The 11,903-nt window shown below is 61.5% G+C and carries 11 protein-coding genes; 6 read left to right on the top strand and 5 right to left on the bottom strand.

The window, feature by feature from the left end:
* Positions 1-84: 84 nt before the first annotated feature.
* The 3 genes from SynRS9909_RS04140 to psbD form a co-directional block, all read right to left on the bottom strand.
* A complete protein-coding gene (locus tag SynRS9909_RS04140; RefSeq protein WP_186593788.1) occupies positions 85-3,072 on the bottom strand; it encodes an autotransporter domain-containing protein in 2,988 nt (995 codons plus the stop codon).
* A 786-nt stretch (positions 3,073-3,858) separates the two neighbouring features.
* The gene (psbC, locus tag SynRS9909_RS04145) at positions 3,859-5,247 is read right to left on the bottom strand and encodes a photosystem II reaction center protein CP43 (RefSeq protein WP_007100315.1); all 1,389 of its coding nucleotides are present in this window, start codon (positions 5,245-5,247) and stop codon (positions 3,859-3,861) included.
* Positions 5,231-6,286, bottom strand: a complete 1,056-nt coding sequence (gene psbD, locus SynRS9909_RS04150) for a photosystem II D2 protein (photosystem q(a) protein) (protein ID WP_007100314.1) — start codon at positions 6,284-6,286, stop codon at positions 5,231-5,233. Before psbD ends, psbC begins: the two co-directional genes overlap by 17 nt.
* A 160-nt stretch (positions 6,287-6,446) precedes the next feature.
* On the opposite strand from psbD, the gene SynRS9909_RS04155 reads away from it, so the two are divergent.
* Positions 6,447-6,983, top strand: coding sequence for a photosystem I assembly protein Ycf4 (locus SynRS9909_RS04155; RefSeq protein WP_007100313.1), 537 nt, complete (start codon positions 6,447-6,449; stop codon positions 6,981-6,983).
* Positions 6,984-6,986: 3 nt separating this feature from the next.
* On the top strand, positions 6,987-7,673 hold the full coding sequence (locus tag SynRS9909_RS04160) for a peptidylprolyl isomerase (RefSeq protein WP_007100312.1): 687 nt from the start codon (positions 6,987-6,989) through the stop codon (positions 7,671-7,673).
* An 18-nt stretch (positions 7,674-7,691) separates the two neighbouring features.
* Here SynRS9909_RS04160 and ilvN read toward each other — a convergent pair whose 3' ends face one another.
* Entirely contained in the window at positions 7,692-8,222 is a 531-nt protein-coding gene (gene ilvN, locus SynRS9909_RS04165) for an acetolactate synthase small subunit (RefSeq protein ID WP_007100311.1), read from the bottom strand.
* Positions 8,219-9,250 (bottom strand): alpha/beta fold hydrolase, encoded by a 1,032-nt coding sequence (locus SynRS9909_RS04170; protein ID WP_007100310.1) that lies wholly within the window; start codon positions 9,248-9,250, stop codon positions 8,219-8,221. The genes ilvN and SynRS9909_RS04170 overlap by 4 nt, the downstream gene beginning before the upstream one ends.
* Before the next feature lie 104 nt (positions 9,251-9,354).
* Here SynRS9909_RS04170 and SynRS9909_RS04175 point away from each other — a divergent pair, with 104 nt between their 5' ends.
* The 4 genes from SynRS9909_RS04175 to SynRS9909_RS04190 all read left to right on the top strand — a co-directional run bounded on the left by SynRS9909_RS04175 (position 9,355) and on the right by SynRS9909_RS04190 (position 11,894).
* Positions 9,355-10,443 carry a N2,N2-dimethylguanosine tRNA methyltransferase gene (locus SynRS9909_RS04175; RefSeq protein WP_007100309.1) on the top strand — a complete coding sequence of 363 codons (1,089 nt, stop codon included), beginning with the start codon at positions 9,355-9,357 and terminating at the stop codon, positions 10,441-10,443.
* Positions 10,444-10,469: 26 nt separating this feature from the next.
* Positions 10,470-10,568, top strand: a complete 99-nt coding sequence (gene petM, locus SynRS9909_RS04180; RefSeq protein ID WP_007100308.1) for a cytochrome b6-f complex subunit PetM — start codon at positions 10,470-10,472, stop codon at positions 10,566-10,568.
* 55 nt (positions 10,569-10,623) lie between these two features.
* Positions 10,624-11,586 carry an NAD(P)H-binding protein gene (locus SynRS9909_RS04185; RefSeq protein ID WP_007100307.1) on the top strand — a complete coding sequence of 321 codons (963 nt, stop codon included), beginning with the start codon at positions 10,624-10,626 and terminating at the stop codon, positions 11,584-11,586.
* Positions 11,587-11,678: 92 nt separating this feature from the next.
* Entirely contained in the window at positions 11,679-11,894 is a 216-nt protein-coding gene (locus SynRS9909_RS04190; RefSeq protein WP_007100306.1) for a hypothetical protein, read from the top strand.
* The last annotated feature ends 9 nt before the right edge of the window (positions 11,895-11,903 follow it).

Below are 11,903 nucleotides of genomic sequence, written 5' to 3' on the forward strand. Positions count from 1 at the left end.
GTGACCCACCAGGAAGAAGAAGGCGAGCACGAACCGGGTCGCACTCAGCCACTTGCGGATGGTCATGATGTGCCGCGACGCAGCTCACCAGGAGTATTTGACCCCTCCTCCGTAGGAGACTTCAGTGCCATTGCTCCAGAAGCCGCCGTTGACGCCGGCATAGAGGGAAACGGAATCGGAGGTTTCAATTTCGATGGAGAGCCCAACATCGAGGGCGTTAGCACCACGGTTCTGTCCGAGGACATCAACGGAGCCGAGTGCTGGCAGTTCAGAGAAGGAGGCGTTGAGTTGATGCTCCTCATTGGCATCACCCATGAAGTCGTACTCGTAGCCGACGGTGAGTCTTGGGATGAGTCGATTGGTTGAGTTGAGCTTGATTGGAGTTTCCAATGTGAAGCCGATGCCCCAGAGGAGGGAGTCGGCGGTGTGGGAGTCAACGTCGAGGTTGAGGGACTGAGCGCCGAATTCAGAGAAGGAGCCCTGGTTGTGAACGGCGTAGGAGAGGAAGGTGCGCGGCTTGATGCGAATGGCGTCGGGATCGCTGTTGTCGCCATTGAGAGCCCAGTTGTATTGAGCGTCCAGGGCTGCTGTGAAGGCGTTGCCATCCCAATTGGCCTCTGCGGTGCGGTTGAGGCCGCCGAAGTTCATCTGCCTTGATGAGTCGTATTGGAGATTCATGTAGCCAAGAAGGCCTGAGAACTTCCAGTTGGCGGAAGGTCTGTAGATGCCCCAGAGGCTGCCGCCATAGGTGTCGGATTGGATGCGCGAATTGGCGTATTCGTAGTTGTAGAGATTGGCCTGGCCGTAGCCAAAGGCACCACCTGCACTCCACTCGGGAGAGAAGGCGTATTGGAGGCCATAAATGGTGGAGAAGACGTTGTAATCGAGGGAAGCAAGATCGCTGGTGCCATCGAGAGTGGCCTCGGTATTGGTGCCATCAAGGAGCAGACTCCAGCGTGAACCAACGGTTTTGGTGCGCTCCTCGCAAGTGTCGGGTCGCTCGGGCGAGTCGGCAGGGATGAGTGTGCCGTCGTCTGTTTTGCAGAAGGTTTCGGTGTGAGTGAGCGGAACGGAGCGATCGGTGAGCGCGAGGGAATTTTTCCCGAACTGCTCGATGGCTTCCAGTGCGACCGATTGCATGGAGGCGTAGGGCTCAGCGGTGATGGAGTGAAGCGCCTGGTTGAGTTCGATGCGTGTGGGGATGGAGAAGAAGGCAGCAATCACCTTGGCGAAATCGGGTGTGACCAAGGCCGCTGAGGTTTGGTTGGTGGTGTAGCCGGTGGTGCCAATGGCGGAGCCGCCGGTGACACCGGAGGTGACAGCAGCGCTAAGGGATGCCCAACCGGCATCAAGTGTTTTGGCGACGTTGGTGGAATTGGTGTTAGCAGCACCAGAGCCCGACCCTTGTTTGTTTTGCTGCTGACAGGTTGCTGTTGTGCCGCCGTTGGCGATGCAGGTGTTGGTGTTGGTGGAGGAGTTACCGGATGAAGCGGCGGTGATGGCACCACCTGTTTGTTTGATCGCCTTGATGGTGCTTTGTCCTGGTGTCTTGTGGCGATCGGGATTGACGGCGACGCCAGTGTCGGGATCGACTTTCAGCCAAGCGAACTGGAGTTTGGTGCAACCGAGTAGGACGGCTGGATCGTTGCTGGTGCAGGTGGCGTAATAGGCCGGATCGAGGAGACGGAACTCGCGGTCTGTTTCACGAACGAATGTCATGCCTGAGGAGCCGACAACATTGAGGTTGGTTTTGAGACCCAATTCCCCACCTGTGGCGTTGTCACCGGTGACGTCGATTGCGGTGTAGATCTTCCCAGGAGAGACAGCGGCGTTGTTGTAGCTGGAAATGTTGAGATTCCCTCCAAGGAGAACTGTGCGATTGTCTCCGGTGATTTTGAGGAGATCACTGCTGGAGCCATCCACCTCGATATTGAGGCTGGCATTCGGATTGCTCGCGCCCTGAACATAGTTGCCATCGACGGTGAGTGTGCCGATCGAGTTACCCGGAGAGACCGTTCCTTCGTTGCGAACATTGCCCGTGATGGTGCCATTTCCTTTGAGTATTCCGCTGGATTTGACGTCGAGAGAGTTGCTGGTGAGTTCACCTGAACTGTTTGGCAATGATAACGAAGCCCCGCTTTCAATATTGGTTTGCAGAATCGTCCCGTTGTTCCCGTTATTCAGTGTGATCTGGCCTTCTTCGATCTTTAATTGTCTGAGGTTGGCCAGGCCTTGATCGCGGGTGAGCACAAGTGTGCTGTTCCCCTTTTTAATAAGTGCCCCACCTTGTTGGCCTGGATTGAAGTCTCCGATTCCACCATCGAAACTGGAGTCGTTTTGGATGGTGAGAGTGAGGGTCTCGCCGTCGACAAGGATGTTGCTGCTTCCACGGAGCTCACCAGTGTTAATGCTGTAGTTGCCACCTCGTGAATCAATATTCTCACCGTTGTGGGTAAGTACGCCTGTTACAGAGAGGCTCCTGGTTCCTGCAGCCAAGCTTGTGTCGCTAATATCACCACTATTGAACAGCGTGCGGCTGCGCTCGAGCAGGGTCAGATCACCATTGATTTTGAAGGTTCCATTGATGTCGAGATGGCTGCGGGAGCCTGGGCCTCCAACAACGGTGCTGCCGGCTTCTGCCTTTGTACTGCTCAAAATGCCCAAGCGAGCCCCAGGTTTCACCGTAACTGGTGAAGTCTTGAAAAATGAACCGCCATCAAGCAACACATTGCCTGATTCGATGGTGCTGCTGCCTGTATAGGTGTGCCGGCCTTGTAAACGAATCACATTTGCAATGTTGGGGGCCGAACTGTCTCGGAAGATGATGTTCCCCGCTGTGTTGCTTGAGTCTCTGAAGATTCCGCTGAATGTTGAGACCCTGCCATTAGCATCAATAGTATTGGTTGTCGATCCATTCAGCGTGAAATTTTGTGTGTAGGTTGAATTGTCTTGGTCAACGGTGAGTGTTCCTCCTTGGAACTCTGGGGTTATCAATGAGCCAAGATTTGACGTAAGATTGATGCCATTGCCTCCGCTGATATTTCCTGTGGGAATGATTGGATTCGCCGCCACGTATGCGTAACGCCAAGCGTCTCCCTCTCTGGGGCCGCGGTTTGATATACCTTTATCTGGCGAGGCTTCCCATGTTCCAATCGTAAATCCTCTATCTTCATACGCGAACTGCGTTCCTATGACATAGCCAGAACTTGATTTGCATGCTGAGTACCAACATGATCTTGCAAAAGTTCTGGCAGCGGTTGAGTTCCCCCACCATGGCTGAGACCTCAGAATGGTGCTGATATTATTGAAGCTAGTGTATTGAAATATAATGGCGTAATCTTTTCCTTCGACCGTTACTAGATTGGAGCCTCGTGCCGGCATCGCTCCAATCCAGCTCACAAGACCAAAGGCGAAGGCCCCAGTAAGTGTTGTCCTGGTTGCTTTTCTTAAAGAAAGACTAGCTTTATGGTTGAGCATCTCTGTCGCGTTAGTGATTTGAATGTGTGTTTTGGCGTTAATGCAATGTTAGCTGGACGCGGTTGTGCCTCAATGAGTCTTTCGTCTTCATGTTGAGACGAGGGTTGCTTCTTTTGTTTGGCGCCGCGCCTCTTCGGATCTGTGATTGTGCTTACTCGCCCCCTTGCCGATAAGCGCATGTTTATCGTTTTCTGTCAGTGGTGATGAGCCTTTCGCTTCAGCTCTTTTCGCCGTAGGAGCGTTCGCTGCCTGACGCTATTGTGCTCGGATCAATCGGTTATGTGCGCATTCGGCATGACCATTGTCTCTAATTTCTGATGCCAATAAAAAGCCCCCGCCTTGCGGCGAGGGCTGAAGCAACGTCGAGTTGATCGATCAGGATCAGTCGAGGTCGGGCATAGCCAGCGTGGGCTCGGCCTGACGGTCGATGCCCTTCTCAAAGCCAGCAGCAGCAGCGCGGGCGCGGCCGGCATGCCAGAGGTGACCCACCAGGAAGAAGAAGGCGAGCACGAACTGGGTCGCGGCCAACCACTGGCGGATGTTCACGAAGTTCACCGAGTTGGGTTCGGTGATGATGCCGCCCACGGAGTTGATCGACGCGTTGGGAGCGTGGGTCATGTACTCAGCGGCACGACGCACCTGCCAGGGCTGGATGTCGTTCTGGAGCTTGTCGAGGCTCAGGCCGTTGGGGCCACGCAGGGGCTCCAGCCAGGGACCACGGAAGTCCCAGAAGCGCATGGTTTCACCACCGAAGATGATCTCGCCGGTGGGGGAGCGCATCAGGTACTTACCCAGACCGGTGGGGCCCATGGCGGAACCGATGTTGGCGCCGAGGCGCTGGTCACGCACCAGGAAGGTGAAGCTCTGGGCCTGGGAAGCTTCGGCGTTGGTGGGGCCGTAGAACTCCGAGGGATAGGCGGTGTTGTTGAACCAGATGTAAGCCGAGGCGATGAAGCTCATGAAGCTCAGGGCGCCGAGGCTGTAGCTCAGATAGGCCTCACCATTCCAGATGAAGGCGCGACGTACCCAGCCGAACGGCTTGGTGATCACGTGCCAGATGCCACCGAAGATCAGGGTCAGACCCAACCAGATGTGGCCACCGATGATGTCTTCCATCGAGTTCACACCGATGATCCAGCCCTCGCCACCGAAGGGGGCGCGGAACAGATAACCGAAGATCACACCGGGATCGAGGGTGGGGTTGGTGATCAAGCGCACGTCACCACCGCCGGGGGCCCAGGTGTCGTAGACGCCGCCGAAGAACATCGCCTTGAACACCAGCAGCAGCGCACCGACGCCAAGCAGGATCAAGTGGTAACCGATGATGTTGGTCATCTGGTTCTTATCCCGCCAGTCCTGGGAGAAGAAAGTGGAGTAGTTCTCCAGAATCTCCGGACCGCGCAGGGCGTGATACAGGCCGCCGAGGCCGAGCACAGCGGAACTGATCAGGTGCAGCACACCCACCACGAAGAAGGGGTAGAGGTCGGTGACCTCACCGCCGGGTCCCACGCCATACCCCAGGGTGGCGACGTGGGGGAACAGGATCAGACCCTGCTCATACATCGGCTTGTCGAAGGTGAAATGGCTCACCTCGAAGAGCATCATGGCGCCAGCCCAGAACACCATCAGGCCTGCATGGGCCACGTGGGCACCGAGCAGACGGCCGGACAGGTTGATCAGACGGGCATTGCCAGCCCACCAGGCATAGCCGGTGGAGTCGAGGTCTTTGCCGCCAGTGGCGACAAGACCAGCATCAAAGGGCGTTTCCACGGGGCAGAACCTCTTCAGGGAAGACGAAGTTTTCGTGCGGCTGGTCAGCCGGTGCCATCCAGGCACGCAGACCTTCATTCAGAAGGATGTTCTTGGTGTAGAAGGTCTCGAATTCGGGATCTTCTGCAGCGCGGATCTCCTGCGACACGAAGTCGTAGGCGCGCAGGTTGAGGGCCAGGCCGATGATGCCGATGGAGCTGGTCCACAGGCCCATCACAGGCACGAACAGCATGAAGAAGTGCAGCCAGCGCTTGTTGGAGAAAGCGATCCCGAAGATCTGGCTCCAGAAGCGGTTGGCGGTGACCATCGAATAGGTCTCTTCTTCCTGGGTGGGTTCGAACGCCTTGAAGGTGTTCGACTGCTCACCGTCTTCAAACAGGGTGTTCTCCACGGTGGCGCCGTGAATGGCACAGAGCAGGGCACCGCCGAGGATTCCGGCCACGCCCATCATGTGGAAGGGATTCAGGGTCCAGTTGTGGAAGCCCTGAAGGAAGAGCAGGAAGCGGAAGATCGCTGCCACACCGAAGGAGGGAGCGAAGAACCAGCTGCTCTGGCCGAGGGGGTACATCAGGAAAACGCTGACGAACACCGCAATCGGACCGGAGAAGGCAATGGCGTTGTAAGGACGGATGCCGACGAGACGGGCAATCTCGAACTGACGCAGCATGAAGCCGATCAGGGCGAAGGCACCGTGGAGTGCCACGAAGGCCCAGAGGCCACCGAGCTGGCACCAGCGCACGAAATCGCCCTGGGCCTCAGGGCCCCAGAGCAGCAGGAGGCTGTGGCCCATCGCATCGGCGGGGGTGGACACCGCAGCGGTGAGGAAGTTGCAACCTTCCAGATACGAGGAGGCGATGCCGTGGGTGTACCAGGAGGTGACGAAGGTGGTGCCGGTGAGCCAACCACCGATGGCCAGATAGGCCGTGGGGAAGAGGAGGATGCCGGACCAGCCGACAAAAACGAAGCGGTCGCGCTTGAGCCAGTCATCGAGGACGTCGAACCATCCCCGCTGTGGCGCGCGTCCTACAGCGATCGTCATGAGGGTGAACGGTGCGGAAATCCGCAGGCTGTGGGATACCAGGCGACCTTAACAATCTCAACGTGGTGTGTGAGGCCGAGATCCGGCAGCTGAAATCCGTTGTATTGAAACGCTTCTCCCGCCGCTCGGAGGCCACAATGGTCCCTTCCTCAGGGCTCCCATGGCGGCCGATCTGCTCGAACAACCGGTGGTGGGATCCCGCCGCCTCTCCAATGTGCTGGTGGCGCTGATGGTCAGCATCGGCGGTATCGGCTTTCTGTTTGCCTCGCTCTCCAGCTACCTGGGTCGCGATCTTTTGCCCCTGGGGCACCCCGCCGGCCTGGTGTTCGTTCCCCAGGGCCTCGTGATGGGCCTCTACAGCATCGCGGCGGCCCTGCTCGCCACCTACCTCTGGGCCGTGATTGCCATCGATGTGGGTGCCGGCTCCAACCGTTTCGATAAAAGCGCCGGTGTGGTCACGATTTCCCGGCGTGGCTTTCGCAAGCCGATCAGCGTGGAGATTCCCCTCAAAGACGTGAAAGCCGTGAAGGTGGAGGTGCGCGATGGCTTCAACACGCGCCGGCGCGTGTCCTTGCGCGTGCAGGGGCGCCGCGACATGCCGCTGACCCGAGTCGGTGAGCCCCTCCCCCTGGCTCAGCTCGAACAGGATGGGGCGGAACTGGCCCGTTTCCTCGGCGTCAACCTCGAAGGTCTCTGATCGATGAAGCGTCCCTCCTGGATCCACTCGGCCCTGAGTCTGTTGCTGTGTCTGCCGTTGTTGGTGAGCTGTGCCCGCTCCACCACCGCTTCGGTTCCAGCCGGTTGCGCCCAGGCCAGCAGCCCCTGCCTCACCGGCAAGGCCACGGTGAAGATGACCACCAATCGCGGTGCCATCACGCTGGAGATCAATGGTGATGCCGCCCCGGTCACCGCTGGCAACTTCGTGGATCTGGTGAAGCGCGGCGTTTACAACGGCACCGTGTTTCACCGGGTGGTGCGGGAACCCGTTCCCTTCGTGGTGCAGGGAGGCGATCCTGCTTCGAGCGATCCCAAGACCCCCAAAAACAGCTACGGCACCGGCAGCTTTGTGGATCCCGCCACGGGGCAGGCCCGCTTCATTCCGCTGGAGGTGAAATTCCGCGGTGAGGACCAACCCCGCTACGGCCGCGTCAGCACCAATCCCACCGATCTGCTGGAGATCGAACTCGCCCATGAGCGTGGTGCCCTGGCGATGGCTCGCTCCCAGGCACCCGATTCCGCCAGCGCCCAGTTCTATATCGCCCTCCGGCCCCTGCCGGAACTGGATGGTCGCTACGCCGTGTTCGGGCGGGTGACCCAGGGCATGGAGGTGGTGGATGCGATCCAGCAGGACGACACAATCATCAAAGCCGAACTGCTCAAGCCCTGATCGGTTCAGGCGATCGCGTCAGGCCGGCACCCGGTTGCCGCTGATGGCCGCTTTCAACAGTTCCGTGTTCACACCGGAGGCCCTCTCCAGGGCCACTTTCCCCGTGCGGGCGATCTCGAGAATGCCGTAGGGAGCCATCAACCGTTCCAGGGCCACCAGCTTGCCCGGATCACCCACCACTTCCAGGGTGAGGGCTTCATCGGCCACGTCCACCACCTTGGCGCGGAACACCTGCACCAGGTCGAAGATGGCGCTGCGCTGCTCCGCCGGGGCGGCCACTTTCAGCAGCATCAGTTCCCTCTCCACCGCTGGAATCTGCGAGAGATCGAGCACCTGCAGCACATTCACCAGCTTGTCGAGCTGCTGGGTCATCTGTTGCAGGGTGTGGTCATCGCCGTCCACCACCATCGTCAGCCGGGAGCGACCATCGGATTCCGCCGGCCCCACGGCCAGGCTGTCGATGTTGAAGCCCCGGCGGGCGAACAGGCCGGCGATGCGGCTGAGGGCGCCGGATTCGTCTTCCACCAGCACGGACAGGGTGTGCTTCATGCCCCTCGAACAGGTCCCACAGGAGTGTTGATGGCATCCAAACTACGGTCCAGCCAGGCCAGCACCGTGGCGTGGAATGCCTCGGGCCGTTCATCGTGGGGGCAGTGGCCGCTCTCCTCCACCACCGCCAGCTCGAGCCAGGGGTGCTGGCGCTGCAGACGTTCGCCGATCAACAGAGGCACGAAGCGATCCTGCCGGCCCCAGAGCAGCAGCAGGGGGGGGACCTGCTTCTGCTCGGCGAGTTGTTCCAGCAGGGCTGGTGCGGTGGCGCCTCGCGGACGCAAAGCCATGCCGATGCTCATCGCCCGCAGGGCGCGGGCGGCACTCCTGCGTTGCGCCGGTCGGGCGATCAGGTGCTGCAGCTCCCGGTCGTGACGGATCGAGCGCCGGTAGGCCCCCTGCAGGCCCAGCTGCAACAGCCTGGTGCGGCTGATCACGGGCAGGAGCAGTTCCAGGGGTAAGAGACGCATCGCCAGCACCACCAGCGGCCGGCGAAGGCGCCGCCAGCGCCTGGGACGCCGCAGGGGCAGCGGTTGGATCAGGGCAGGATCGGGCAGCGGCGCCGCCGCCACCGCCGCCACCAGGTCGGGGCGGAGCACCGCAGCGGTGAGGGCGGTGAGCCCGCCGAGCGAATGGCCCACCAGCACCGCCGGCCCCCTCGCCGGCGCATCCACCACCTGCTCGAGGAAGGCGTTCACCTGGCGACCCCAGAGACGGTTATCGAGCGGGCGCTGCCGCTGATGCCCGGGCTGGTCGGAGCGGCCGAAGCCGATCAGATCGAGGCTGTAGACCCGAAAGCCCGCTGCGGCGAGGGGAGCAGCGTTGTGGCGCCAGTGGTCGCTGCTCGCTCCGAAACCGTGCAGCAGCACCAGCGGATGCCCCTGCTCCGGTCCGAGGGCCCGCCAGTGACTGCGCAGACCCTGCCAGTGCCAGTCGCCGCTGTCGCCCCAGTCGGCCCCGGTGTTGAGACCGGCGGATGCAGCCGTCGGGGCAATCTTCGGAGCAATCTGGTGAGTGGTCGCCTCCACAGCCCCTGGGCCCAGTTCTCTCTCACTATCGCGAAGGTGCTGCGGACCTGAGCCTGGGAACGGGGTTTTTCCGGCCCGAGTCGCGCCCTGCCCGTGATTGTTCAGTGTTGCTCGCGGCCTGGCAACGGCGCCAGGCCCCCGAGCGCCCCCTCCGCTGGCTCGATCTGATGGCCGGCTGTGGCATCCGCGCTCTGCGTTGGGGACTGGAGGCGTCGCTTCCCAGGAGCGGCCCCCTCGAGCTCTGGGTCAATGACGCCGATGCCGATCGCAGGGCGCTGCTGCGCGCCAACCTCGCCCGCCTGCACGGCGGCGGTGGGGGCCCGGAGGCTTTGCTTGTGGAGCAACGCTCGCTGCCGGCGGAGGTGCTGTTGCGCCAGGCCTATCTCGAGCAGCGCACGTTCGATCTGATCGATCTCGATGCCTTCGGCTGCCCCAACCGCTTGTTGCAGGCCACCCTGCAGGTGCTGGCCTTCGAGGGGATCCTGCTGCTCGCCAGCACCGATGGCCGCTCCCCCACGGGCCACGACCGTTCGGCGGCGGTGCGGCGATTCGGCGCAGCGGCCCGCGCCCATCCCGCCAGCTGGGAGATCGCCCTTCGCTTGCAGCTGGCGGCCCTGGCCCGGGAGACCTGGTTGCTGGGGCGTGGTCTCGAGCCCCTCCTGGCCTTCAGCGACGGGCGCACCTTTCGTTTGGCGGTGCGCCTGCGCCAGCATCTCGATGCCGGGGAGGAGGGGCAGCTCGGTCTGCTCGCCCGTTGCGAGGCCTGCGGTGCCCAGGCGAGTCAGTCGATGCTCCGCCTGCAGGGCTGGCCGGCCTGTGCCTGTCCTGCCGGTGCTGGGCGCTGGGCGGTGAGTGGTCCGCTCTGGTTGGGACCGCTCCAGCAACCCGCCTTGCTGTTGGCGTTGCAGCAGCTCGGTGCGGGGATGGAGGGCAGCGTGGCACCGGCCAGCGCGCGGCTGCTGGCGCGCCTGGCTGCTGATCCCGGCTCGCCTTTGCTCTGCTGGTCGACGGCGGAACTGGCTCGCCGTTTGCGGCTGAACGGCCCTCCGGCGGTGGCGGCCGTGGTGGAGGCGTTGCGCGCGCAGGGCCATCAGGCCCTGGCCAGTGGGGTGATGGCGGGCCAGCTGCGCACGGATGCCCCCTACGCGCTGTTGTTGCAATCCTGCCGCCAGTTAGGGCGTGAGGATCGTTAAATGGTGGCTGTCATTACCGCCCCACCATGGCCTCGGAGATTTTTGGGACTGCTGCAATCTTCTGGGTGCTGATCCCCGTGGGCCTGGCCGGCGGCGCCCTGCTCCTGAAGCTGCAGAAAGACTGAGGGCCGCGCGGGGGAGGTGGCCGCTTTAGGCTCCTGCCTTGCAATGACGGACCCCATGCAGGTTCTGGTGGTTGGTGGAACCGGCACGCTCGGTCGGCAGATTGCCAGCCGAGCTCTTGAGGCTGGCCATCAGGTGCGCTGCATGGTGCGGACACCCAGAAAGGCCTCGTTTCTGCAGGAATGGGGCTGCGAGCTCACCCGGGGTGATCTGCTCGAACCCGCCAGCCTCGACTACGCCATGGATGGTGTCGACGCGGTGATTGATGCCGCCACCAGTCGCCCGAATGATCCCCGCAGCGTTTACGAGACTGACTGGGACGGCAAGCTGAACCTCTTGCGTGCCTGCGAAACGGCCGGGGTGAAGCGCTTCGTGTTTCTGTCGCTGCTCCTGGCTGATCAGTACCGCCAGGTGCCGCTGATGGACATCAAATCCTGCACGGAGCAGCTGCTGCGGGACTCGGATTTTGACTACACGATCCTGCAGGGTGCGGCCTTCATGCAGGGGGTGATCGGTCAGTTCGCCATTCCGGTGCTCGAGAGCCAGACCGTGTGGGTGAGTGGCAGTCCCACGGCGATCGCCTACATGAACACGCAGGACATGGCGCGGTTTGCGGTGGCGGCCCTGGAGCGTGATGAGACCATTCGGGGCAGCTATCCGGTGGTGGGTCCGAAAGCCTGGAACACCGGCGAGGTGGTGCAGCTCTGTGAGCAGGCCTGCGGCAAATCGGCGCGGGTGTTCCGGGTGCCGCCGGCTCTGCTGGAGCTGTTGCGCGGCATCTGCAATTTCTTTGAGCCCGCCGTCAATGTGGCGGAACGCCTGGCCTTTGCGGAAGTCACCGGCGGTGGCGCCCGTCTTGATGCGCCGATGGAAGCGAGCTACGCGGCGTTCGGTCTCGACCGTGCGGACACCACCACGCTCGAGTCGTATCTCAACGAGTACTACACCACGATTCTCAAGCGTCTGCGCGACATGGAGAAAGATCTCGACAAGGATGCCAAGAAGAAACTGCCCTTCTGAACGCCGCAGCCTCGGGGGCGGGACCTCACACCAGTCGATAGTCGATTTGTACTAGTGATGCGTTAAGCTTGTCAGGGTCTGCCCTTGGGTCCATGTCTGTCGCGCAAGTCAAGAATCTCCAGCGTCGGCTCGACAATCTCGCTGCTGAAGCGGAGCGTGAACTCAGCCGCGCCTGCGGTCATGAGCTTTGGCGCAGCCTTGGCTTCGACGCGTTCGACGGTCTTGAGGATGGCGACCGTCGCGCCACCGCCAACTACTACTACGGCCAATGGCAGACCGTTCAGGAGCTGCAGCAGGCTCTGGGCTGACGGTCGCCA

The sequence above is a fragment of the Synechococcus sp. RS9909 genome (assembly GCF_014279595.1).
Classification (GTDB): Bacteria; Cyanobacteriota; Cyanobacteriia; order PCC-6307; family Cyanobiaceae; genus Synechococcus_C.